General features: G+C 68.3%; 20 protein-coding genes and 1 tRNA gene. 17 read left to right on the top strand and 4 right to left on the bottom strand.

Annotated features, from left to right (window positions below; genetic code table 11):
- The first annotated feature begins 1 nt into the window (after nucleotide 1).
- The 8 genes from gabT to poxB all read left to right on the top strand — a co-directional run bounded on the left by gabT (nucleotide 2) and on the right by poxB (nucleotide 10,542).
- On the top strand, nucleotides 2–1,372 hold the full coding sequence (gabT, locus tag ACFVWL_RS02325; protein ID WP_387178003.1) for a 4-aminobutyrate--2-oxoglutarate transaminase: 1,371 nt from the start codon (nucleotides 2–4) through the stop codon (nucleotides 1,370–1,372).
- A gap of 107 nt (nucleotides 1,373–1,479) precedes the next feature.
- Entirely contained in the window at nucleotides 1,480–2,862 is a 1,383-nt protein-coding gene (locus tag ACFVWL_RS02320; protein ID WP_387178001.1) for a flavin monoamine oxidase family protein, read from the top strand.
- Nucleotides 2,862–3,746: a universal stress protein gene (locus ACFVWL_RS02315; RefSeq protein WP_387177999.1), complete on the top strand. Its 885-nt coding sequence runs from the start codon at nucleotides 2,862–2,864 to the stop codon at nucleotides 3,744–3,746. Before ACFVWL_RS02320 ends, ACFVWL_RS02315 begins: the two co-directional genes overlap by 1 nt.
- A complete protein-coding gene (locus ACFVWL_RS02310; RefSeq protein WP_387177996.1) occupies nucleotides 3,746–5,293 on the top strand; it encodes an APC family permease in 1,548 nt (515 codons plus the stop codon). The genes ACFVWL_RS02315 and ACFVWL_RS02310 overlap by 1 nt, the downstream gene beginning before the upstream one ends.
- 22 nt (nucleotides 5,294–5,315) lie before the next feature.
- Complete coding sequence (locus tag ACFVWL_RS02305; protein ID WP_387177994.1) at nucleotides 5,316–6,782, top strand: NAD-dependent succinate-semialdehyde dehydrogenase; 1,467 nt, start codon at nucleotides 5,316–5,318, stop codon at nucleotides 6,780–6,782.
- 57 nt (nucleotides 6,783–6,839) lie between these two features.
- Nucleotides 6,840–8,204: an NAD-dependent succinate-semialdehyde dehydrogenase gene (locus ACFVWL_RS02300; protein WP_387177991.1), complete on the top strand. Its 1,365-nt coding sequence runs from the start codon at nucleotides 6,840–6,842 to the stop codon at nucleotides 8,202–8,204.
- A 111-nt stretch (nucleotides 8,205–8,315) separates the two neighbouring features.
- The gene (locus ACFVWL_RS02295; protein WP_387177989.1) at nucleotides 8,316–8,753 is read left to right on the top strand and encodes a pyridoxamine 5'-phosphate oxidase family protein; all 438 of its coding nucleotides are present in this window, start codon (nucleotides 8,316–8,318) and stop codon (nucleotides 8,751–8,753) included.
- Between the two features lie 64 nt (nucleotides 8,754–8,817).
- The gene (gene poxB / locus ACFVWL_RS02290; RefSeq protein ID WP_387177987.1) at nucleotides 8,818–10,542 is read left to right on the top strand and encodes a ubiquinone-dependent pyruvate dehydrogenase; all 1,725 of its coding nucleotides are present in this window, start codon (nucleotides 8,818–8,820) and stop codon (nucleotides 10,540–10,542) included.
- A 27-nt stretch (nucleotides 10,543–10,569) separates the two neighbouring features.
- On the opposite strand, the gene ACFVWL_RS02285 is transcribed toward poxB, so the two are convergent.
- Nucleotides 10,570–13,368, bottom strand: coding sequence for a hypothetical protein (locus ACFVWL_RS02285; RefSeq protein ID WP_387177985.1), 2,799 nt, complete (start codon nucleotides 13,366–13,368; stop codon nucleotides 10,570–10,572).
- A 24-nt stretch (nucleotides 13,369–13,392) separates the two neighbouring features.
- The gene (locus tag ACFVWL_RS02280) at nucleotides 13,393–15,216 is read right to left on the bottom strand and encodes an HSP90 family protein (RefSeq protein WP_387177982.1); all 1,824 of its coding nucleotides are present in this window, start codon (nucleotides 15,214–15,216) and stop codon (nucleotides 13,393–13,395) included.
- Between the two features lie 195 nt (nucleotides 15,217–15,411).
- On the opposite strand from ACFVWL_RS02280, the gene ACFVWL_RS02275 reads away from it, so the two are divergent.
- The 3 genes from ACFVWL_RS02275 to nusG all read left to right on the top strand — a co-directional run bounded on the left by ACFVWL_RS02275 (nucleotide 15,412) and on the right by nusG (nucleotide 16,873).
- Nucleotides 15,412–15,484: transfer RNA gene (locus ACFVWL_RS02275), tRNA-Trp, on the top strand.
- 40 nt (nucleotides 15,485–15,524) lie between these two features.
- Nucleotides 15,525–15,797 (top strand): preprotein translocase subunit SecE, encoded by a 273-nt coding sequence (gene secE / locus ACFVWL_RS02270; RefSeq protein ID WP_387177980.1) that lies wholly within the window; start codon nucleotides 15,525–15,527, stop codon nucleotides 15,795–15,797.
- A 41-nt stretch (nucleotides 15,798–15,838) separates the two neighbouring features.
- Nucleotides 15,839–16,873 (top strand): transcription termination/antitermination protein NusG, encoded by a 1,035-nt coding sequence (gene nusG / locus ACFVWL_RS02265; RefSeq protein WP_387177977.1) that lies wholly within the window; start codon nucleotides 15,839–15,841, stop codon nucleotides 16,871–16,873.
- A gap of 98 nt (nucleotides 16,874–16,971) precedes the next feature.
- Here the strand turns inward: nusG and ACFVWL_RS02260 are convergent, their stop codons facing one another.
- Complete coding sequence (locus tag ACFVWL_RS02260) at nucleotides 16,972–17,490, bottom strand: hypothetical protein (protein ID WP_387177974.1); 519 nt, start codon at nucleotides 17,488–17,490, stop codon at nucleotides 16,972–16,974.
- A gap of 205 nt (nucleotides 17,491–17,695) precedes the next feature.
- Here ACFVWL_RS02260 and rplK point away from each other — a divergent pair, with 205 nt between their 5' ends.
- The 6 genes from rplK to ACFVWL_RS02230 all read left to right on the top strand — a co-directional run bounded on the left by rplK (nucleotide 17,696) and on the right by ACFVWL_RS02230 (nucleotide 21,696).
- Entirely contained in the window at nucleotides 17,696–18,127 is a 432-nt protein-coding gene (gene rplK / locus ACFVWL_RS02255) for a 50S ribosomal protein L11 (protein ID WP_056312763.1), read from the top strand.
- Nucleotides 18,128–18,138: 11 nt separating this feature from the next.
- Entirely contained in the window at nucleotides 18,139–18,828 is a 690-nt protein-coding gene (gene rplA / locus ACFVWL_RS02250) for a 50S ribosomal protein L1 (protein WP_387177971.1), read from the top strand.
- 173 nt (nucleotides 18,829–19,001) lie between these two features.
- Complete coding sequence (locus tag ACFVWL_RS02245) at nucleotides 19,002–19,820, top strand: amino acid ABC transporter substrate-binding protein (RefSeq protein WP_387177968.1); 819 nt, start codon at nucleotides 19,002–19,004, stop codon at nucleotides 19,818–19,820.
- A 3-nt stretch (nucleotides 19,821–19,823) separates the two neighbouring features.
- Entirely contained in the window at nucleotides 19,824–20,489 is a 666-nt protein-coding gene (locus ACFVWL_RS02240; protein WP_387177966.1) for an amino acid ABC transporter permease, read from the top strand.
- The gene (locus tag ACFVWL_RS02235; RefSeq protein ID WP_387177964.1) at nucleotides 20,476–21,279 is read left to right on the top strand and encodes an amino acid ABC transporter ATP-binding protein; all 804 of its coding nucleotides are present in this window, start codon (nucleotides 20,476–20,478) and stop codon (nucleotides 21,277–21,279) included. Before ACFVWL_RS02240 ends, ACFVWL_RS02235 begins: the two co-directional genes overlap by 14 nt.
- A gap of 60 nt (nucleotides 21,280–21,339) precedes the next feature.
- Nucleotides 21,340–21,696, top strand: coding sequence for an iron chaperone (locus ACFVWL_RS02230; RefSeq protein WP_387177961.1), 357 nt, complete (start codon nucleotides 21,340–21,342; stop codon nucleotides 21,694–21,696).
- A 6-nt stretch (nucleotides 21,697–21,702) separates the two neighbouring features.
- Here the strand turns inward: ACFVWL_RS02230 and ACFVWL_RS02225 are convergent, their stop codons facing one another.
- The gene (locus ACFVWL_RS02225) at nucleotides 21,703–22,365 is read right to left on the bottom strand and encodes a LysE/ArgO family amino acid transporter (RefSeq protein ID WP_387177958.1); all 663 of its coding nucleotides are present in this window, start codon (nucleotides 22,363–22,365) and stop codon (nucleotides 21,703–21,705) included.
- Between the last annotated feature and the right edge of the window lie 19 nt (nucleotides 22,366–22,384).

Here is a 22,384-nt window from a genome sequence, read left to right as displayed (position 1 = left end):
CATGGCACTCCTCGACACCGCAGCCCCCGCAGTCCCTCTCGGCGGACCCGACCTCCCGCAGGAGCGTCGCCTGGTCACGGATCTCCCCGGCCCTCGCTCGGCCGAGATCCTCGCGCGCAAGGCGGATGCCGTGGCGGCCGGTGTCGGGCACACCGTTCCGATCGCCGCCGTCGCCGCGGGTGGCGGAGTCGTCGTGGACGCCGACGGGAACTCGCTCATCGACCTCGGCTCCGGCATCGCCGTGACCACCGTCGGCAACGCGCACCCCAAGGTCGCCGCCGCCGTCGCCGCGCAGGCCGCGCAGTTCACGCACACTTGTTTCATGATCTCGCCCTACGAGTCGTACGTCGGCGTCGCCGAGGCGCTCAACCGCGTCACCCCCGGTGACTTCGCCAAGAAGAGCGCGCTGTTCAACTCGGGAGCCGAGGCTGTCGAGAACGCGATCAAGATCGCCCGCAAGCACACCGGTCGCCAGGCCGTCGTCGCCTTCGACCACGGATACCACGGCCGCACCAACCTGACCATGGCGCTCACCGCCAAGTCGATGCCGTACAAGAGCGGCTTCGGCCCGTTCGCTCCCGAGGTGTACCGGGCGCCGATGTCGTACCCGTTCCGCGACGGGCTCGACGGTCGCGAGGCTGCGGCCCGCGTCATCCTGCAGCTCGAGAAGCAGATCGGCGCCGACAACCTGGCCGCGGTCATCATCGAGCCGATCCAGGGCGAGGGCGGCTTCATCGTCCCGGCCGACGGCTTCCTCCCCGCGATCGTCGACTGGTGCCGCGCGAACGGTGTCGTGTTCATCGCCGACGAGGTGCAGACCGGCTTCGCACGCACCGGCCACATGTTCGCGAGCGAGATCTTCGGCATCGAGCCCGATCTGATCACCACGGCCAAGGGCATCGCCGGCGGGCTTCCGCTCGCCGCCGTGACCGGCCGCGCCGAGATCATGGACGCCTCGCACTCCGGCGGCCTCGGCGGCACGTACGGCGGCAACCCGATCGCCTGCGCCGCAGCACTCGCCTCGATCGACGTGTTCGAGAACGACGGCGTGATCGAGCGGGCACGCGAGATCGGCACCATCCTCACGGACCGCCTCACCGCGATCCAGCAGAACGACCCGCGCGTCGGCGACGTCCGCGGCCACGGTGCGATGATCGCCGCCGAGTTCGTCGACCCCGAGACCAAGGCGCCGAACGCCGCTCTCACGGCTGCCGTGGCGAAGGCATGCATCGCACAGGGCGTCATCGTCCTCACCTGCGGCACCTACGGCAACGTCATCCGCTTCCTTCCGCCCCTCTCGATCGGCGACGACCTGCTGAACGAAGGACTCGACATCGTGGCCGCCGCCCTCGCCGCAGCCGCCGCCGAATAGCATGCAGGCCGCGCTCCCGCGCGGCCTGACCCCCTGTCCGGTCGCGACCCCAATCGGGGGATTTCGGGTCGCGACCGGCACTACTTCACCCAACGAAGGAGTTGCAGATGTCTGAGATCACCCGCGACGTACTCATCATCGGGGCCGGAGCCGCAGGGCTCACGGCCGCGAACGACCTGCGCAAGGCCGGCCTCTCGGTCGCCGTGTTGGAGGCCCGCGACCGCGTGGGCGGGCGCCTGTGGACCGACGTCATCGACGGCGCCATGCTCGAGATCGGCGGTCAGTGGGTCTCACCCGATCAGGACGCGCTCAAGGATGCGATCGAAGAGCTGGGGCTCGAGACCTACAGCCGCTACCGCGAGGGCGACAGCGTCTATGTCGGCCCCGACGGGAAGACGCACCGCTTCACGGGCGAGATGTTCCCCGTCTCCGCGGAGACCGAGGCCGTGATCGCCCGCATCACGGGCATCCTCGACGCACTGGTCGCCGAGATCGACCCCGACCAGCCCTGGGCACACCCGAACGCCGAGGAGTGGGACTCCATCACCTGGGATGCCTGGCTGCGCGCGCAGACCGACGACGACGAGGCCGTGCGCAACCTGGCCTTCGCCACGGGTTCCGCGATGCTCACCAAGCCCACGCACTCGTTCTCGCTGCTGCAGTCGCTGCTGATGGCCGCGTCCGCCGGTTCGTACTCGAACCTCGTCGATGCCGACTTCATCCTCGACAAGCGCGTCGTCGGCGGCCTGCAGCAGGTGCCGCTGCGCCTCGCCGAGCGCCTGGGCGACGACGTGCTGCTGAACCAGCCGGTCCGCAGCCTCGAGTGGTCGGACGCGGGTGTCGTCGCCACCACCGACGAGCTCACTGTCCGCGCCCGTCACGCGATCCTCGCGCACGCGCCGGTGCTGTACAACCGCATCTCCTTCGTCCCGCCGCTGCCGCGCCGTCAGCACCAGCTGCACCAGCACCTCTCGATGGGCTTCGTCATCAAGGTGCACGCCGTCTACGACCGTCCGTTCTGGCGTGAGCAGGGCCTCAGCGGCACCGCGTTCAGCCCCTACGAGCTGTCGCACGAGGCCTACGACAACACGAACCATGGCGACGAGCGGGGCACCCTGGTGGGCTTCGTCTCCGACGCCAACGCCGACGGTGTCTTCGAGCTGTCGGCCGAGGAGCGCAAGGAGCGCATCCTCGAGTCGCTGTCGCACTACTACGGGCCCGAGGCCAAGAACCCCGTCGTCTACTACGAGAGCGACTGGGGCAGCGAGGAGTGGACGCGCGGCGCCTACGCCGCGAGCTTCGACATGGGCGGCCTGCACCGCTACGGCGCCGACCTGCGCACGGCGGTCGGCCCGATCCACTTCGCCTGCAGCGACATGGCCGGCGCCGGGTATCAGCACGTCGACGGCGCGATCCGGATGGGTCACCTCGTCGCCTCGAACATCGTCGACGCCAGCCGCGACGCGGGCGCTGTCGAGAGCAGCAGCTGATGACCGGCTCGGTCGTCGTGGGGTACACGGCGACGGATGCGGGAGCGGATGCCGCAGCGCTGGGTGCGCGCATCGCCCGCAGCCTGGGCGCGACACTGCACCTGGTGATCGTGCTGCCGAACGAGGGCACGCGCAACGCCGCTGTCCCGCCGGAGCGCGCCTACGAGGAGCACATCAGGTCGCAGGCGCGGAAGTGGCTCGCCGACGCCGTCGTCCGACTGCCGCAGGAGTTGACCCGCAGCGGTCATGTCCGGTTCTCCGAGTCGTTTGCCGAGGGGCTCATCGCCGCCGGTGAGGAGTTCGGTGCCCGCGTGATCGTGATCGGCGCGGCGGGCGGCGGCATCTTCGGACGCCACCGGCTCGGCAGCGTCGCCTCCGAGCTGCTGCACTCGTCGACGATCCCGGTGGCGCTGGCACCTGTGGGCAGCGCCCAGCAGGACGACCACGTCATCCCGCGCGTCACGGTCGCGGTCGGCTCGCGGCCGGGCGCCGACGCGCTGCTCGACGAGGCGGTCGCCCTCGCCGGCGACAGCGGCGTCGACCTCCGTCTCGTCTCCCTCGTGCCGTTCGACGTGCCGCCGGGTCTCGACACGGGCGCGATCCGCACGGTCGGCGACGACCACGGGCAGGAGGTCCTCGCGATGGCGACCGAGCTGCTCCCGGATGGGCGCACCGCCGCTGTGGAGAAGGCACCGGGCGATTCCGTCGAAGACGCGGTCGCGAACCTCTCCTGGCTTCCCGGCGAGGTCGTCCTGGTCGGCTCGAGCCGGCTGGCGCAGCCCCGTCGTCTGTTCCTGGGCTCCACGGCGGCGAAGATGCTGCACGAGCTGCCCGTCCCCATGATCGTCGTCCCGCGCACCCGCAACGAAGCAGGAGAACGCTGATGAGCAGCACCAACCGGGCGACGGAGCCCGAATCCGGTGTCACGACCGGGATCTCCACCAAGGGCCTGAGCGCCGGAACGGTCGGCCTCATCGGCGCGGTCGTGATCGGCATCTCATGCATCGCTCCCGCCTACACGTTCACGGCCGCCGTCGGTCCCGTCGCCTCGACGGTCGGGTCGCAGATCCCCGCGATCATCCTGGTCGGCTTCATCCCGATGCTCCTGGTCGCGTTCGGGTACCGCGAGCTCAACAACCGGATGCCCGACTCCGGCACCTCGTTCACCTGGGCGGCACGCGCCTTCGGCCCCTGGGTGGGCTGGATGGCGGGCTGGGGCCTGGTGGTCGCCACGATCCTGGTGCTCTCCAACCTCGCCGGCATCGCGGTCGACTTCCTCTTCCTGCTGATCTCGCAGATCACGGGCAATCCGGACATCGCCGGCCTCGCGAGCGTCACCTGGATCAACATCGGGGTGTGTCTGCTGTTCATGCTCGGGGCGACCTGGATCTCGTATCGCGACATGCAGACGACGCAGAAGCTGCAGTACTGGCTCGTCAGCTTCCAGATCCTCGTGCTGCTCTTCTTCGCGGGCGCGGCGATCGTGCAGGCGGTGAACGGCAACGGCTTCGACTACCAGCCGTTCGACCTGAACTGGTTCAACCCGTTCGCGATCTCGTCGTTCAGCGCGGTCGCCGCCGGACTCTCGCTCTCGATCTTCATCTTCTGGGGGTGGGACGTCACTCTGACCATGAACGAGGAGACGAAGGACCCGGAGAAGACTCCCGGCCGCGCCGCCACCGTCACGGTGCTCATGATCGTCTCGCTGTACCTGCTGCTCGCGGTCGCGATGATCATGTTCGCGGGCGTCGGCACCGGGGCACTGGGCCTCGGCAATGAGGGCATCCAGGAGAACGTGTTCTTCCATCTCTCCGGCCCCATCCTCGGCCCGCTCGCCTTCCTCGTGTCGCTCGCGGTGCTGACCAGCTCGGCGTCGTCGCTGCAGTCGACGTTCGTGGGTCCGGCGCGCACCCTGCTGGCGATGGGGCACTACGGTGCCCTGCCCAAGTCGTTCGCGAAGGTCAGTCCGCGGTTCTTCACGCCGGGGTACGCGACCATCGTCTCCGCCATCGTGGCATCGGCCTTCTACGCCGTGATGCGCATCGTGAGCGAGGACACGCTGTGGGACACCATCCTCACCCTCGGCATGATGATCTGCTTCTACTACGGGATCACCGCCTTCGCGTGCGTCTGGTACTTCCGCAAGCAGTGGTTCGACTCGACGAGGAACTTCTTCTTCACGTTCCTGTTCCCGCTCGTCGGTGGCGCCATCCTCGCGGTGCTGTTCTTCACCACGCTGATCGACTCGATGGACCCGGCCTACGGCTCGGGCTCGCAGATCGGCGGCGTCGGCATCGTCTTCATCCTCGGCATGCTGATCATCGTCGTCGGCATCGTCGTCATGATCTGGAACGCGGTCAGACGGCCGGCGTTCTTCCGCGGACAGACGCTGGGTATCGACGCACCACCCAGCCGACGCACGCGCTCCTAGCCCTCCTCACAGAAAGAGAATCATGAGCACTCAGACCGAACAGGCGCTCCTGGACAGCATCCCCACCGGCCTCTTCATCGGCGGTCAGTGGATCGACGGCGAGACCGGCGGCACCTTCGACGTGCAGGATCCCGCGACCGGTGCCGTGATCCGCACCATCGCCGATGCGACGCCCGCAGACGGCATCCGCGCTCTCGATGCCGCGGTCGCCGCTCAGGACGGCTGGGCAGCGACGGCTCCGCGCGTGCGCAGCGAGATCCTCCGCCGGGCGTTCGACCTCGTGCAGGAGCACAAAGAGGACCTGGCGCTGCTGATGACGCTCGAGATGGGCAAGCCGCTCGCCGAGGCCCGTGGCGAGGTCGGCTACGGCGGCGAGTTCCTGCGCTGGTTCAGCGAGGAGGCCGTGCGCATCAGCGGCCGCTACGGCATCAACCCCGAGGGCACCGGCCACATGGTCGTGTCGCAGCGTCCGGTCGGCCCGTCGTTCTTCGTGACGCCGTGGAACTTCCCGTTCGCGATGGCCACGCGCAAGATCGCACCAGCGCTCGCCGCCGGCTGCACCGTCGTGATCAAGCCCCCGGCGCTCACACCGTTGACGACGATGTACTTCACGAAGCTGCTCGAAGAGGCAGGACTCCCGGCCGGCGTCGTGAACGTGGTGCAGACGTCGAAGTCGAGCGCGCTGTCGGCACCGATCATCGCCGACCCGCGCCTGCGCAAGCTCTCCTTCACCGGATCGACCGAGGTCGGCCGCAAGCTCATCGCCCAGGCGGCGGAGGGCGTGCTGCGCGTGTCGATGGAGCTCGGCGGCAACGCCCCGTTCGTGGTGTTCGACGATGCCGACCTCGACAAGGCCGTGGACGGTGCGCTGGCCGCGAAGTTCCGCAACATCGGGCAGGCCTGCACGGCGGCGAACCGCTTCATCGTGCACAAGGACGTGGCGGGCGAGTTCGCCAAGCGCGTGACCGAGCGCGTCAACGACATGAAGATCGGCCGCGGCACCGAGGACGGCGTGGCGATCGGACCGCTCATCGATGCGGACGCCGTCGCCAAGGCCGGCGAGCTCGTCGACGACGCGGTCGGTCGCGGCGCGACGCTGCTCGCCGGTGGCAAGGCTGTCGAGGGCACGGGCACGTTCTACGAGCCCACCGTGCTGACCGATGTGGTCGCCGGAAGTGCGATCCTCCGAGAGGAGATCTTCGGACCGGTGCTCGCGATCGCGACCTTCGAGACCGAGGAAGAAGCCGTGCGCCTCGCGAACGACACCGAGTACGGGCTGGTCTCGTACGTGTTCACCGAGAACCTGCAGCGCGGTCAGCGGATGATCGACGGTCTCGAGACCGGCATGATGGGTCTCAACGTGGGCGTGGTCTCGAACGCGGCCGCACCGTTCGGCGGCGTCAAGCAGTCCGGCGTCGGCCGCGAGGGCGGCTTCGAGGGCATCCACGAGTACCTGTCCACCAAGTACACGCTGATCCCGGTCTCCTGATTTCCGATGCGGGGCCTGCGCTGTCGGGCCCCGCACCACCACACGAGAGGACATGTCATGACCGACTACGCCGTCATCAACCCCGCCACCGGAGAGACGCTGGCGTCTTTCGACACCTTCACGGACGCCCAGATCGATGAGGCGGTCGCTGCCGCAGACGAGGCCCACCGCGAGTGGTCGCGTTCGTCGACGGTCGCTGAGCGCGCGGCCCTCGTCCGCCGTGCAGCCGAGCTGCACCGCGAGCGCCGTGAGGAGCTCGCCGACATCTTCGTGCGCGAGATGGGCAAGCCCCGCGAGGCCGCCCTCGGCGAGGTCGACTTCGCCGCAGACATCGCCGAGTACTACGCCGACCAGGCGGAGTCGATCATGGCCGACCAGCCGATCGCGATCCTGGGGGAGGGGTCGGCCATCATCCGCCGCTCCTCGCTCGGTCCGCTCGTCGGCATCATGCCGTGGAACTTCCCGGCGTATCAGATCGTGCGCTTCGCGGCTCCCAACCTGATCGTGGGAAACACGATCCTGCTGAAGCCCGCGCCGCAGTGCCCGGAGTCGTCGACCGCGATCGAGAAGATCTACCACGACGCCGGTTTCCCGAAGGGCGCCTACCAGAACGTGCTCGCGACGAACGAGCAGATCGCGACGATGATCGCCGACCCGCGGGTGCAGGGCGTCTCGCTGACCGGCTCCGAGCGCGCCGGTGCCGCGGTCGCCGAGATCGCCGGTCGCAACCTCAAGAAGGTCGCGCTGGAGCTGGGCGGCTCCGACCCGTTCATCGTGCTCTCGACCGACGACCTCGATGCGACCGTGCAGGCCGGTGTCGACGCGCGTCTCGACAACAACGGACAGGCATGCAACGGCGCTAAGCGCTTCATCGTCGTCGACGGCCTGTACGACGCGTTCGTCGAGAAGTTCACGGAGAAGATGGCGGCCGTCGAGGCGACCGACCCCATGCTCGATGACACCGTCCTCGGGCCTGTCTCGTCCGAGACGGCGGCGGCCAACCTGCAGAAGCAGATCGACCAGGCCGTCGAGCAGGGAGCCACGCTGCTCACCGGCGGCACTCGCGATGGCGCGTTCTTCGCTCCGACCGTGCTGGCCGACGTGACGCCTGACATGAACGTGTACCGCGAGGAGCTCTTCGGTCCCGCAGCCGTCGTCTACCGCGTGGCGGACGAGGATGCGGCGGTCGAGCTGGCGAACGACACCACGTTCGGCCTCGGCTCCTACGTCTTCACGACGGATGCCGAGCAGGCCGAGCGCGTGGCCGACAAGATCGAGGCCGGCATGGTCTACGTCAACCTCGTGCTGGCCGACAGTCCCGAGCTGCCGTTCGGCGGCGTCAAGCGCAGTGGTACGGCCCGCGAGCTCGGCCACCTGGCCGCGGACGAGTTCGTCAACAAGAAGCTCATCCGCATCGCCTGAGCGTACGACGAACGGCCTCTCGCAGAGCGCGGGGGGCCGTTCTCGCATCCACCACGGAATGCGGGACGGATGCCCTGTCGGTGGGGACATCGTGTGGGAGACAATGGCGACATGAGCGCGCACACCGACCCCATCGAGACGCTGACCTCCGACCAGAGCTGGGAACGCCTCGGCACCCAGGAACTGGGAAGACTCGTCACCCACGTGGGAGACACGATCGACATCTTCCCGGTGAACTACGTGGTGGACGGCGACGGCATCCTGTTCCGTACCGCGCCGGGCAGCAAGCTGTTCGAGCTGACGGTGAACACCGATGTGCTGTTCGAGGTCGATGACCACACCGATACGGATGCCTGGAGCGTCATCGTCCGCGGGCACGCGACCGCCCTGGAGTCGGATGCCGACGTGCACCGTGCGGATGCGGCCGGCCTTCGCCCCTGGATCCCCACGCTCAAGCGGGTCTACGTGCGCATCGCGCCGACCTCGGTCTCCGGGCGGGCGTTCCGTCGTAGTGCCGAGCCGGACCGGGATGGCGCTCAGGAGTACTGAGCGGCCCTCGGAGGCTCGGCCTTCGGACGAGCCTCGCCCCCTGCCCCGGGCGTAGGGTCGAAGCATGGCAAACGTCGCTGAGAACATCGTCAAGACTCTGCACGCCAACGGGATCGACCGTGTCTACGGCATCCCCGGGGACTCCCTGAACGGCTTCACGGATGCGCTGCGCAAGGACGGCACGATCCGATGGGTGCATGTGCGGCACGAGGAATCCGCCGCCTTCGCCGCTGCCGCCGATGCCGGCACGACTGGCGAGCTCGCCGTCGTCGCCGGGTCCTGCGGGCCGGGCAACCTGCACCTGATCAACGGACTGTACGACGCCAACCGCTCCCGCGTTCCCGTGCTCGCGATCGCCGCGCACATCCCCACCACCGAGATCGGCACCGGGTACTTCCAGGAGACGCACCCGCAGGAGCTCTTCCGCGAGTGCAGCGTCTACGTGGAGTACGTCGCCGACCCGAAGCAGATGCCACGCCTGATGGAGATCGCCATGCGGGCAGCGATCGAGGAGCGCGGTGTCGCCGTGCTCGTGATCCCCGGCGACGTCGCCCTGGCCGACATCGCCGACGACCGTGCCGTCGTGATCGAGCGCACCCGCCCCGTGGTGGTGCCGAACGCGGCGGAGCTCGAGAAGGCGGCGACGCTGCTGAACGCCGCGAAGAAGGTCACGATCCTCGCCGGAGCCGGCGTCGAAGGTGCTCACGACGAAGTGATCGCCCTCGCCGACAAGCTCGGCGCGCCGATCGTGCACGCCCTCCGTGGCAAGGAGTTCATCGAGTACGACAACCCCTTCGACGTCGGGATGACGGGGCTTCTCGGTTTCGCCTCCGGCTTCCGTGCGATGGAGGCGGCCGACGCGCTGCTGGTGCTGGGCAGCGACTTCCCGTACGAGCAGTTCTACCCCGACAACGCGAAGACGATCCAGGTCGACATCCGCGGCGCCCAGCTCGGCAAGCGGCATCCGCTCGATCTGGGGTTGGTCGGTGACGTGCGCGCCACGGCCGACGCACTGCTGCCCCGCGTGGCGCGGAAGGAAGACCGCTCGCACCTCGACGACTCCACCGCCCACTACCGCAAGACCCGCAAGAAGCTCGACGAGCTGGCGGTGCCGGCCAAGGGCAAGCGGCCCATCCACCCGCAGTACCTCGCGCGTCTCCTGGACGAGTACGCGACCGACGACGCGATCTTCACCGCCGACGTGGGGTCCCCGACCGTGTGGGCGGCGCGCTACCTGTCGATGACCGAGAACCGGCGCCTGATCGGCTCGTTCACCCACGGCTCCATGGCGAACGCTCTGATGCACGGCATCGGGGCGCAGGTCGCGCACCCCGACCGTCAGGTCGTCGCCCTCGCCGGCGACGGCGGACTCTCGATGATGCTCGGCGAACTTCTCACTCTGACGCAGAACAAGCTTCCGGTGAAGACGATCGTGGTCAACAACTCGTCGCTGAACTTCGTCGAGCTCGAGATGAAGGCCGCCGGCTTCGTCACCTACGGGACGGGGCTCGAGAATCCGAGCTTCGCCGCGATCGCCGAGGCGATGGGGATCTTCGCGCGCCGGGTCGAACGCAGCGAAGACCTCCCCGATGCCGTGCGCGAGGTGCTCGCCCACGACGGCCCCGCACTGCTCGACGTCGTCACCGAGCGGCAGGAGCTGTCCATGCCGCCGGCCATCGAGGCCGCGCAGGTCAAGGGCTTCGCGCTCTACGCGATCCGTACGGTCATGTCCGGGCGCGGCGACGAGCTGCTCGACCTCGCGAAGGCGAACTGGCGCCAGCTCTTCTGAGCCGGCGCCACTGCGCCGAGTCGGCGCTCAGCTCTCCAGATGTGCGCGGATCTCGGCAGCCTCGCCATGCCGTCCCAGCGCCTCGAACACGTTGCCGAGCTCGAGGGCGGCGACCTGCAGAAGTGGCGGGTGGTCGGCCGCGTGCTCGATGGTGCTGCGGTACACCGGCACGGCGTCGGCTGAGCGGTCGTTGCCGGCGAGCACCCGTGCGGCGAACAGCTCAGAGCCTCCGGCAGAGCCCAGGTCTCCGAGGGCCGCGAAGCCGTCGGCAGCGGTGAGCGCGGCCGAGACCGCTTCGTCGACACGGCCGAGTTCGGCCAGGGCGCGTGCGCGCGAGTCGGTCACGTCGGCGAGGAGCCACTCCGCCTCGTGTTGCTGTGCGAGCGCGGCGACCTCGTCGAAGAGCCCGAACGCCCGCTCGTCACCGCGCCCGCCGTAGGCCTGACCGAGGCTGTGCAGAACTTCGGTGAGGGCGCCGACGGCATCCGGTGCGCGGCGCACGATCTCGGCCGCGGATTCGAGCAGGGCGATCGCGTCGTCGTGCTCGTCGAAGCGCGCGAGGATCTTCGCCTGCTCGGTCATCGACATCGCCTGGTCCGCATGCTCCTCGGCCTGGCCGAACAGCTCGGAGGCGTAGCCGTGCGCGCCGACCGACTGGCCGAATTCGCCCGCTGCGCTCAGGGCGCGCGCGAGCATCGACGCGGTCATGGCGCGAGAGCCGGCGGGGATGTCGGCCTCCTCCTCGCGCTGCAGCACGTCGCCGAAGAGCTCTGCGGCCTCTTCCGCGTCGCCGACGCGCAGCATGGCGCGGGCGAGACGGAAGTCCAGTCCGGTCGTGTCCGCTCCGGCTTCGCCTCCCAGCCGGGCGGCCAGCCGGTAGCGCGAGACGGCCTTCTCGGGCTCGTCGGCGTCCTCCCAGAGGGCACCCGCGAGCAGGTGCGCGTCGCCGAGCGCACGGGTCGCACCCAGCTCGGCGAGCAGGCGGCAGGCCTCATCCGCGTCGACCGCGCCCTCCCCGTAGGTGCTGCCGCCGCCGCGCACGCGCGCGCGGGTCTGCAGCGCCTGGGCTCGGTGGCCCGTGCTGAGGTCGTCCTGAGCGAGGAAGCGGTCGAGCAGTGCGCTCCCTGCCTCGAGGTCGCCCTTGCTCAGCACGGCCGAGATGGCCAGTAGCGTCGTGGTGTTCGTCAGCCGGGTGTCTTCGGCCTCGGCGAACGACCGTGCGGCCACCTCGGCGTGATCCAGGGCGGCGTCGGGCTCACCAGACTGCAGGTGTAGGGCGGCGCGGCTGATCGCGAGGTCGCCCCGCGTCCAGGCGGGCAGCCCGTCGGCGGCGGCGATCTCCTCTTCCAAGGCGGCCATGGTCTCCGGGGTGTTCAGGCCGAAGGTGGCGAGGCCGATGCGCTCCTCGAGGTCGGCCTGCACGTCACGACCGGACGCGCGGAGCGCCGCGACGCGCTCCGGCAGAAGCTGAAGGGCCTCGTCGGCGCGATCGAGGGCGATCAGGATGCCGAGGCGCATCGAGAGCAGCTGGGCGCGCTTGGCGGGGTCTTCGACCTCGAGGGCGCGGGGCAGGGCTTCGAGCGTCTCGTGCTCAGCCCCGAACTGGGCGAGCTGCATGGCGCGCTCGAACCATCCGTCCGCGTCGACCGGCGCGGTGGTGGGTGCCGGGGTGACGAACGCGTCGGAGCGGATCGGCACGTCGTACTGCTCGTCGGCCAGTGCGCGCATCCGCTCCAGGCTGCGGGCGTGCCCGTCGGTCCCGTCACGACCATCGAACCCTGCGCCGATGCGTTCTGCTGCGGCCCAGGAGGCTGTTGCGAGATCGGCTGCGCTCCAGGCGCCGTCGTGTTCGCCGAAGAACGGGACGAGGGCGGCTGCCTCCGCACCGCGCACCGGGGTGTCACCGTGGCCCGCGGCCGTGACGCGGTCGAGAGCGACGGCGAGGGCGGCGAGAGCAGCGAAGTGGGCATCGACGTTCAGTCCGTCGTGCGCGAGCCAGGAGATGTGCTTCTCGACCAGCGCGAGCGCACGGGCCTCGTTGCCGGTGAGGGCGGCGAACACGATGTTGTTGGCGACGATGCGCAGGTTGTCGGGGTTGTCCTTGGCCAGTCGGTAGCTGCGCAGGTGCGCGGTCTTCGCCTCGTCGAGGCGTCCGGCGCGGAGATAGGGGACCAGGACGCGTGAGAGGGCGTGCTCCGGCTCCTCACCACAGGAGAAGCCGCCTTCGATCATCTCCTCGACGAGCACGATCGCCTCGGCGTCGCGGTCGGTGTCGGCGAAGAATCCGGCGATCTGGCTGCGCCCGCACGCATCGCAGTGGCTGTGGTCGTCGCGCGGCGTGGCCTCGAGCTGCACGCGCAGCGCTTCGGCCTCGTCCATGCGACCGGCGTCCCAGGCGTCTTCGAAGCGGGCGGTGAGCACGCCGCTGACACCGAGGCCCGCCGCGCGGTAGTGCGACTCCATGTCGTCGAGCACGGCGGCGATCTGCTCCTGCGAGAACGCAGGGGAGGAGCGCAGCGAAGACGCCATCCACTTGAACTGCCACATCAGGTCGGCACCGCCGTTGTCGAGGTCCGCGGGGAACCGCTGCGGGTCGGCGTCGTGATGGGCGAGGCACCATGCGAACGAGTTGAGCATGACGTCGGTCGCGCCGTTCATGTTCGCCGATGCCGTCTGGCGCATCCGGGCCTCGTACTCGAGACGCTCGTCGCCGATCTCCACGGCCAGGGCCACCGCCTCCGAGACCAGAGCCTGCTCTGCGGGGCCCCAGGGGGTGCGATCGATCTCCTCGATCAGCTGCTGGAAGCGCTTCTTCGGACGTGCCATGGACGAAACCTTTCGGGGGGAGAGTCAGTGGGCGTCGCCGAAGGGGATGGTGTCTCCCTCCAGACCGGCCGAGAGCGAGACGAGGTCGGCGAGGGCGCTGGTCATCAGTGCCCGGTCGGCGTCGGCGAGCGGATGGTGTCCGGCGAGCAGCGCCTGGATGTACAGGAGCTGCACGGTGCGGGCGAAGACCGCGTCATCCTGCACGCGCACCAGCGCACGCACGACACGGTTCGACCAGTTCAGGCACAGGCGGGCGCGGAGGTCGTCTTCACGAGCGGAGGACAGGGTCTGGTCGATGCGGTCCAGCACGCCGCCCCACAGCGCTCCGGTGATGCCCTTGGTGCGTCCGCGGTCGATCGCCCGCAGCACCTCGGGGTCGGCCACATAGAGCCCGGTCAGGTCGGTGCGATCGATCGACCGCACGACGACCGAGCAGTCGGATGCCGCGAGCACGGCACCGGCGCGAGCCTCCAGGGCGACAGCGGCATCGCGGTCGTCGAGGGGAGGCGGGTCGAGACGGTCGAGCTCTCCCGTGACGTCGACCTGCTCGACGGAGACGTGCGGGTAGAGGTCGGGCAGCATCCGGACCAGGTCGGCGTCGTAGAGGTAGCCGCCGTTCACCAGCACCTCGTCGGAGGGGGAGATGCCGGCCACCTGTCGGAACTCGTCCACCGTCTGCGCGTACCGGATGTGCGGGTACCGCTCGACCAGATCGCCGATCCGCAGGCTGCCGTGGGTGGTCTCGACGCTGAGCCACCGGGAGATGAAGTGGGCGAGCTCCTCGTCGTGGCGCACCAGCGACTTGAGCCCGACCTCGTGCACGGCGACGAACTGGGCCAGGCGGTGGGGTTCGCGCAGTCCCAGCTCGAGCACCCAGCGGCGGATGCCGGCGCCCAGCTGCTCCCGCACGCGTTCGAGGGCCGCGTCCTCGACGAGCGACTCCCGGCTCGCGGTCGGAGCGAGACCGGTGGAGTCGATCACGGCCCGTACGAAGAAGGCCCAGTCGGGGAGCACATCGTCGACGCGCTCGGAGAGCAGCATCCTGCCCAGATACATGCGCGTCGCCTGGCGTGCACCGGGAGGAGGGGCGAATGGCAGCACGTAGGCGAGGCCGCGGGTGCCGGTGGCCGGCTCGCTCAGCTCGATGACGTCGAGGGGGCTCGCTCCGAGCAGGTCCCGCCCGTAGCCGACGGCCGACTCGGGGTCCTGCGCGGCGTCGAGGAACGGGGCATCCCTGGTGATGTCGATGTCGCCCGCGGCGGTGTCGATCGTGACGCGCACCGGAAGGAACTCCCCGAACGTCGTCGCCAGCTCGTGCACCGCTGCAGGGCGCAGCAGCTCGTCGGCGTCGAAACGCGGAACGAGGTGCACGCTCGTGCCGATCGGCAGTTCCTCCTCGATCTCGGCCACCTGGAACGTGCCGTCCGCGCTGCCCGTCCACTCCACCGAGGCGCCGCCGCGGGCACTGCGGGAGCGGATGACGATCGTGTCGGCGACCATGAAGCAGCTCAGCAGACCGATGCCGAACTGCCCGAGATAGTCGCTGCGCGGCAGGTCGAAGATGTCGCGCTTGGAGCTGCGGCCGACGGTCGCCAGCAGGTCTGCGACCTCGGTGACCGTCAGGCCCACGCCGTCGTCGCGCAGCACGAATTCGCCGTTCTCCGCGGTCAGCGGGGTGATCCGGATGCGTCCGCCTCCGCCGTCGACCTCACGGCGGGCCGTGATCGCATCGCGGGCGTTCTGCAGCAGCTCCCGCAGGTACACACGAGGACTGGAGTAGATGTGCCGGCTGAGCAGGTCGACGACTCCGCGCAGATCCACCTGGAACTGCTGCACTTCAGCGCTCACCGGCGCTCCCTCCTCCTGCATACGCTCGCTGAGCCTAACAAGAACACGCCATCCCGATCCCGGTTCGGCACCACCGGAACGATGCCGTATGCTTGTGGGGCAGTTGTTGTCTGCATTCTTTCGCCGTGCCTGGGGTCTCCCGATCACAGTTACGGTGGCAGAGTGGGGAGAACACCCCGAGACCTTCCGGTCTCTAGGGCGGTAGCTCAATTGGCAGAGCAGCGGTCTCCAAAACCGCAGGTTGCAGGTTCGATTCCTGTCCGCCCTGCGCGTCAGCGCAACGCTGACACACGAAAGGTACATTCAGGATGGATCAGGACGAACCGCGCGGCGAGGTCGTCGCGGCCGGCGCCACCCGCGAGAAGAAGGGCAACCCCTTCTCCCGGTTCTTCGGGAGCATCGCCCTGTTCATCCGCCAGGTCATCGCCGAGCTCCGCAAGGTCGTCACCCCGACTCGCAAGGAGCTGTTCAAGTTCACCGGGGTGGTGCTCGTCTTCGTTCTGATCGTCATGGGCATCGTCTACGGCTTGGACACGCTGTTCGCGTTCGTGACGCACTGGGTGTTCGGAATCCCTGGCTGATGACCCCCGCGGCTCGCGCCGCAGCTATGGAGAAAAACAACGTGTCTGAACGATATTCCGACGACGCCGACTGGGCGACCGCCGCAGAGCAGTCCAGCGAGGAAGACGAAGCCCAGGAGGGCAACGTCCTCGCTGAGGAAGAGCTCTCGGTCACCTCGGCTGAGCACGTCGCGGTCCACGTCGAAGACGAGGACGGCGAAGAGGATGACACGGCTGACATCGACATCGACATCGACGACCCGGAGGCGGACGCGATCGTGAACGACGCTCTCAACCTGGACGAAGCGGCTGAGTCTGAAGCTGCCGCTGAGGTCCTCAACGAATCTGTGGCCGAAGAGGTCGCCGAGCTCGACGCTGCGGCGGCCGACGAGGTCACCCCCTACGACGGGCCCGACCTCGGCGCGGATGACACGCAGGGCGACGAGGAGTCCTCGGACGACGAGGAAGCCGAGGAAGACCCGTACGAGGCCTTCCGCATGGACCTCCGCATGCTCCCGGGCAAGTGGTACGTCATCCACTCCTACGCCGGTTTCGAGCGCAAGGTGAAGGCCAACATCGAGCAGCGCAAGTCGACGCTCGAGGTCGAGGACGAGATCTACCAGATCGAGGTCCCGATGGAAGACGTGGTCGAGATCAAGAACGGCCAGCGCAAGATGGTCACCCGCGTGCGCATCCCCGGCTACGTGCTGGTGCGCATGGAGCTCACGGAAGACACCTGGTCTGTCGTGCGCCACACCCCGGGTGTCACCGGCTTCGTGGGCAACGCCCACAACCCGACGCCGCTGCGCTTCGAAGAGGCCTTCAACATGCTGAAGTCGCTCGTCGAGGTCAAGGACGTCCCCACGGCCAAGAACATCGCGTCGAAGGGCGGCGTCGCCGTCGCTCGTCCGCTCCCGGCCGAGGTCGACTTCGAGGTCGGAGAGACCATCACGATCAAGGAGGGCTCGTTCGCGGGTCTTCCCGGTTCGATCAGCGAGATCAAGCCCGAGAGCGGCAAGCTCACGGTGCTCGTCTCCCTCTTCGAGCGTGAGACCCCGGTCGAGCTGTCGTTCGACCAGGTCACCAAGATGGTCTGACACACATCCTCACGAGAACGGCCGCCCCTCTCGGGGCGGCCGTTCTCGCGTCCGCACCGGTGGAGGCGTCGCGTGCGCGGCATCAGGAGCGTCTCCGGTCAGGAGGCTCCTTGAGCTGTGGCGAGGATGCCGGTGACAAATGCGGAGACACTGTCTTCCGGGCCGTTCTCGACGCGTTTGAACGCCCTGCCGATCGGGTTCGCATAATTCCCATGAGGACCCGTGATCACCATGCGGAAGTCGAAGAGGTCGCTGCTGTCACCGACGTCGACCCAGGCATACCCGTGGTGTCGAACGAAGACTTCTCCGACGTAGCAGCCCGCCTCGAAGACGCTCGTGGCGACTGCATCGCTGCCGCCTTCCTCGAAGCTGCCCAGCAAGGTGTCCACACTGAGCAGGCTGTTTCGGGAGTAGTCGAGCCGTATGCCCTCGAACTCCTCCATGCTCGTGACGAACTGCTCCGCATGCGAGGCCGCGAAATCAGGTGAAGCTGGATACTTCAGTGCCAGGGCCCGTCCGGTGAAGGCCGGGCCGCGCACCGGAGTGGGGTTCTCTGCCTGCACGATCGGAGTGGATACCGAATTCGTTTCCTTCGGTCGTCTGCGGAACAGTCGCATTCGCGTCTCCCTCTGTCGCGTCTCGGCCTCCCGCCACCCTGCCATTTCTTGCGTAGGCGTGCTGTATTCCGCGCGCCTCCTGATCGGGTAGACTTGTGTGGTTTGTGCGACGCTTCGGCGTGCGCAGAGACGACCACGTTCCGGAACCGCCGGACCTGTGGGAGAAGCGGATGCTCCGGCATCCGATTCGATGAAAGGAAAGAGAATGGCACCGAAGAAGAAGGTGACCGGCCTGATCAAGCTTCAGATCAACGCCGGTGCAGCCAACCCGGCGCCGCCGATCGGCCCCGCGCTCGGTCAGCATGGCGTCAACATCATGGAGTTCTGCAAGGCGTACAACGCCGCGACCGAGTCGCAGCGCGGCAACGTCATCCCCGTCGAGATCACCGTCTACGAGGACCGCAGCTTCACGTTCATCCTGAAGACCCCGCCTGCTGCGGAGCTCATCAAGAAGGCCGCCGGCGTCCCCAAGGGCTCCGCGACCCCGCACACCGTCAAGGTCGCGAAGATCACCAAGGACCAGGTCCGTCAGATCGCCGAGACCAAGCAGGCCGACCTGAACGCGAACGACATCGAGGCCGCCTCGAAGATCATCGCCGGCACCGCCCGTTCCATGGGCATCACGGTCGAGGGCTGAGGAGAATAATCATGGCTACCAAGTCCAAGGCTTACAAGGCTGCCGCCGAGAAGATCGAGGCAGACCGTTTCTACACCCCGACCGAGGCTGTCGCCCTCGCGAAGGAGACCGGCTCGTCGAAGTTCGACTCGACCGTCGAGGTCGCGCTGAAGCTCGCCGTCGACCCCCGCAAGGCAGACCAGATGGTGCGCGGCACCGTCATCCTGCCCCACGGCACCGGTAAGACCGCCCGCGTCATCGTCTTCGCCACCGGCCCCGCGGCCGAGGCAGCGATCGCCGCAGGTGCCGATGAGGTCGGCGGCGCCGAGCTCATCCAGAAGGTCGCCGATGGCTGGACCAACTTCGACGCCGCCGTCTCCACTCCGGAGCTCATGGGCCAGGTCGGTCGTCTCGGAAAGGTGCTCGGACCGCGTGGTCTGATGCCGAACCCGAAGACCGGCACCGTGACTCCGAACCCGGCCAAGGCCGTCGAGGAGATCAAGGGCGGAAAGATCGAGTTCCGCGTCGACAAGCACGCCAACGTGCACTTCGTCGTCGGCAAGGCCTCCTTCACCGCCGAGCAGCTGAACGAGAACATCGGTGCAGCGCTCGAGGAGATCGTCCGCCTCAAGCCGTCGAGCGCGAAGGGCCGTTACATCCAGAAGGGTGCGGTGTCGACCACGTTCGGCCCCGGCATCCCGCTGGACGTCAACGCCATCTGAGTCTGACTCGCAGAACACGCCCCCGGGTCCGCCCGGGGGCGTTTCTGCGTCTTCGAGGACCCGCGAAACGAAACGTCATCGGATGCCCGGAACTGCGATGCGCCACGTACTGTGGGGGAGTTCCCGCGACGGTCGCGTAAACTCGCACCGCGCTTCACACCCCAGGAGGGTTCATGTCCCGTCGTCTCATCGCCGTCACCGCACTCGTCGTCGCCGCCGCGGCACTGACCGCGTGCAGCGGATCGAACACGCCCGCGAGCACCTCGGGCGGAGAGAGCTCCACGAGCTCGGAGTACGGTCTCGCCAAGGACGGCACCCTCACGATCGGGACCGAGGGCACGTACCGCCCCTTCAGCTTCCACGGTGACAACGGCGCCGGTGACCTGACCGGATACGACGTGGAGATCATCGAGGCCGTCGCGGACAAGCTCGGTCTCGAGGTGAAGTTCGAAGAGACCCAGTGGGACGCGATCTTCGCGGGTCTCGACGCCGGACGCTTCGACGTGATCGCCAATCAGGTCACGATCAACGACGAGCGCGAGGCGAAGTACCTCTTCAGCACGCCGTACACGGTCTCTCCCGGCGTGATCGTGGTCGCCGAAGACGATGACTCGATCTCATCGTTCGACGACCTCGAGGGCAAGACCACCGCACAGTCGCTCACGAGCAACTGGAACGACCTCGCCACAGAGTCGGGCGCCAAGGTCGAGGGCGTCGAGGGCTGGGCGCAGGCCGTCGAGCTCCTGCGCCAGGGGCGCGTGGATGCGACCATCAACGACAAGCTGACGTTCCTCGACTACGAGACGACCAACAGCCCGACCGGTCTGAAGATCGCGGCCGAGACCGACGAGGCGGGCGAGCAGGCCTTCGTCTTCACTCAGGACAAGGACGCTCTCGTCAAGGCTGTCGACGGCGCCCTGGACGAGCTCCGCGCGGATGGCACTCTGGCAGAGATCAGCAAGAAGTACTTCGGCGAAGACGTCTCGCAGTAATCGATGGAGAATCCCTGGCAGCTGTTCCTGGACTCGCTCGGGCCGATCGCCTGGGCGGGCCTGACAGCGACGGTGCCGCTGGCGCTGGCCTCGTTCGCTCTGGGCCTGCTCATCGCTATCGGCATCGCCCTGATGAGAATCTCGGTGAACCCGATCCTCTCGGGCGTCGCCAGGTTCTACATCTCCGTGATCCGCGGAACGCCGCTGCTGGTGCAGCTGTTCGTGATCTTCTACGGCATGCCGTCGATCGGTGTCACGATCGACCCGTGGCCGAGTGCGATCATCGCCCTGTCGCTCAACGTCGGCGGGTACGGTGCCGAGGTTGTTCGTGCCGCCATCCTCTCGGTCCCGCAGGGGCAATGGGAAGCGGCGTACACGGTGGGCATGAACCGCACCCGCACACTCACCCGCATCATCCTGCCGCAGGCGGCGCGCGTGTCGGTGCCTCCGCTGTCGAACACGTTCATCTCGCTCGTGAAGGACACCTCGCTCGCGTCACTGATCCTGGTGACCGAGCTGTTCAAGGTGGCGCAGCAGATCGCCTCGACGACCTACGAATTCATGGTGCTCTATCTCGCCGCCGCGCTGGTCTACTGGGTGCTCTGCCTGGTGCTGTCGTTCGGCCAGAGCGCCCTCGAGAGGAGGCTCGACAGCCGTGTCGCGCACTGACAACGCCCCAGAGGCTCTCCTCACCGCCCGTGGCCTGCACAAGAGCTTCGGCGACAACGAGGTGCTTCGCGGCATCGACTTGACCCTGCACCGCGGCGAGGTCGTCGTGCTCATCGGTCCCAGCGGCTCGGGCAAGACGACGGTGCTGCGCGCCCTCAACGGTCTCGAGACGCCGGACGCCGGCACGATCGTCGTCGAGGGTGGGCCCGAGATCGACTTCGCACCCGCGCAGAAGCCTTCGCCCCGGGTGCAGAAGCAGAAGCGGCTCGCGCTGCGCGACCGCTCGGCGATGGTGTTCCAGCACCACAACCTCTTTCCGCACCTCACCGTCCTCGAGAACGTCATCGAGGGTCCGTGGCGGGTGCAGGGTCGTCCGAAGGGCGAGGTCGTCGCCGAGGCGCTCGCGTTGCTCGATCGCGTGGGCTTGGCCGACAAGGCGGATGCGCGTCCGCACCAGCTGTCGGGTGGCCAGCAGCAGCGTGTCGGCATCGTGCGGGCGCTCGCGCTGAAGCCTGACCTGCTGCTGTTCGATGAGCCGACCAGTGCGCTCGATCCGGAACTCGTGGGGGAGGTGCTCCTCGTGATCAAGGAGCTCGCCGACGAGAACTGGACCATGGCGGTCGTCACGCACGAGCTGAGCTTCGCACGCGAAGCCGCCGATCATGTGCTGTTCATGGACGGCGGTGTGGTCGTGGAGCAGGGGCCCCCGGCCGAGATCTTCAGCGCGCCGAAGCACGAGCGCACGCAGCGGTTCCTCACCCGCATCATGCGTCCGCTCGACGGTGCGTGAACCCGCGTCCGTAGGCGTCTGAGCCTCGCACCGCGCGCAGATCGGTGGCAAGATGCCCTCGTGGGAACCATCGACGACTACCTCGCTGACCTCGCCGCCGCCGACCGTGACGCGATCGACCGGATCTACGCGGTTGCGCGCCAGGAGGCGCCGGACGCGGAGCAGGGCAAGGGATACGGCATGCCCGCGCTCGTGCACCACGGCCGACCGCTGCTCTCGGTGATGCGCGCCAAGAAGCACATCGGCGTCTACCCGTTCAGCCCGGACGCGGTCGCCGCCGTCGCGGAGGCCCTCGACGGACATCCCGGTGTCAGCGTCGACAAGGGCACCATCCGCTTCCAGCCCGAGCACCCGATCCCGAGGGACGTCCTCGAGCGTCTCGTCCGCGCCCGGCTCGCCCAGATCGACGGAGCCTGACGCGGGTCATCCTCCCAGGACAGGGAGCACGAGGCTGACGGCGATCGTGATCATGACGACCGCGATCACGGCGTCGAGGATGCGCCAGGACCGCGGAGTGCGCAGCCAGCGTCCGAGATAGCGCGCACCGAATCCCAGCGCGGTGAACCACAGGAGACTGGCGGCGATCGCCCCGCCGGCGAAGAGCCATCGTTCGTCACCGTGGGTGGCGGCGATGGAGCCGAGCATCAGCACGGTGTCGAGGTACACGTGCGGATTGAGCCAGGTCAGCGCGAGGGTGGTCAGGATCACGGGAGCCAGTCGCGTGCGGGTCAGCGTCACGGCGGTGCCATCGGTCACGGGGGTGCCGGGCGCTGCAGCATCCGTTGCGTCGACGTCGAGTTCCTCGCCTCCGCGCCATGCGCGTCGTGCGGCCAAGACGCCGTAGGACAGCAGGAACAGTGCTCCGGCCCACCGCGCGACCACGACCAGCCACGGCGCGGCGGACAGGACGAAGCCGAGGCCAGCGACGCCTGCTGCGATCAATGCGGCGTCGGAGAGGGCGCAGATGAGCACGACGGCGAGGACGTGCTCGCGGCGGATTCCCTGACGCAGCACGAAGACGTTCTGCGCGCCGATCGCGACGATGAGGGAGAGGCCGAGTCCGAGGCCGGCGAGAACCGTGAGCATGGGTCCAGCCTAGGAACCC

Origin of the sequence: Microbacterium sp. NPDC058269 (assembly GCF_042881445.1) — a bacterium.
Lineage (GTDB): Bacteria > Actinomycetota > Actinomycetes > Actinomycetales > Microbacteriaceae > Microbacterium.
Note: the sequence above shows the minus strand (reverse complement) of the source record. Positions and strands in the feature narration are given on the sequence as shown.

Coding starts and splice junctions, on each gene's coding strand:
- gabT (WP_387178003.1), top strand. CDS start 2: ATGGCACTCCTCGACACCGCAGCCCCCGCAGTCCCTCTCGGCGGACCC.
- ACFVWL_RS02320 (WP_387178001.1), top strand. CDS start 1,480: ATGTCTGAGATCACCCGCGACGTACTCATCATCGGGGCCGGAGCCGCA.
- ACFVWL_RS02315 (WP_387177999.1), top strand. CDS start 2,862: ATGACCGGCTCGGTCGTCGTGGGGTACACGGCGACGGATGCGGGAGCG.
- ACFVWL_RS02310 (WP_387177996.1), top strand. CDS start 3,746: ATGAGCAGCACCAACCGGGCGACGGAGCCCGAATCCGGTGTCACGACC.
- ACFVWL_RS02305 (WP_387177994.1), top strand. CDS start 5,316: ATGAGCACTCAGACCGAACAGGCGCTCCTGGACAGCATCCCCACCGGC.
- ACFVWL_RS02300 (WP_387177991.1), top strand. CDS start 6,840: ATGACCGACTACGCCGTCATCAACCCCGCCACCGGAGAGACGCTGGCG.
- ACFVWL_RS02295 (WP_387177989.1), top strand. CDS start 8,316: ATGAGCGCGCACACCGACCCCATCGAGACGCTGACCTCCGACCAGAGC.
- poxB (WP_387177987.1), top strand. CDS start 8,818: ATGGCAAACGTCGCTGAGAACATCGTCAAGACTCTGCACGCCAACGGG.
- ACFVWL_RS02285 (WP_387177985.1), bottom strand. CDS start 13,368: ATGGCACGTCCGAAGAAGCGCTTCCAGCAGCTGATCGAGGAGATCGAT.
- secE (WP_387177980.1), top strand. CDS start 15,525: ATGGATCAGGACGAACCGCGCGGCGAGGTCGTCGCGGCCGGCGCCACC.
- ACFVWL_RS02260 (WP_387177974.1), bottom strand. CDS start 17,490: ATGCGACTGTTCCGCAGACGACCGAAGGAAACGAATTCGGTATCCACT.
- rplK (WP_056312763.1), top strand. CDS start 17,696: ATGGCACCGAAGAAGAAGGTGACCGGCCTGATCAAGCTTCAGATCAAC.
- rplA (WP_387177971.1), top strand. CDS start 18,139: ATGGCTACCAAGTCCAAGGCTTACAAGGCTGCCGCCGAGAAGATCGAG.
- ACFVWL_RS02245 (WP_387177968.1), top strand. CDS start 19,002: ATGTCCCGTCGTCTCATCGCCGTCACCGCACTCGTCGTCGCCGCCGCG.
- ACFVWL_RS02240 (WP_387177966.1), top strand. CDS start 19,824: ATGGAGAATCCCTGGCAGCTGTTCCTGGACTCGCTCGGGCCGATCGCC.
- ACFVWL_RS02225 (WP_387177958.1), bottom strand. CDS start 22,365: ATGCTCACGGTTCTCGCCGGCCTCGGACTCGGCCTCTCCCTCATCGTC.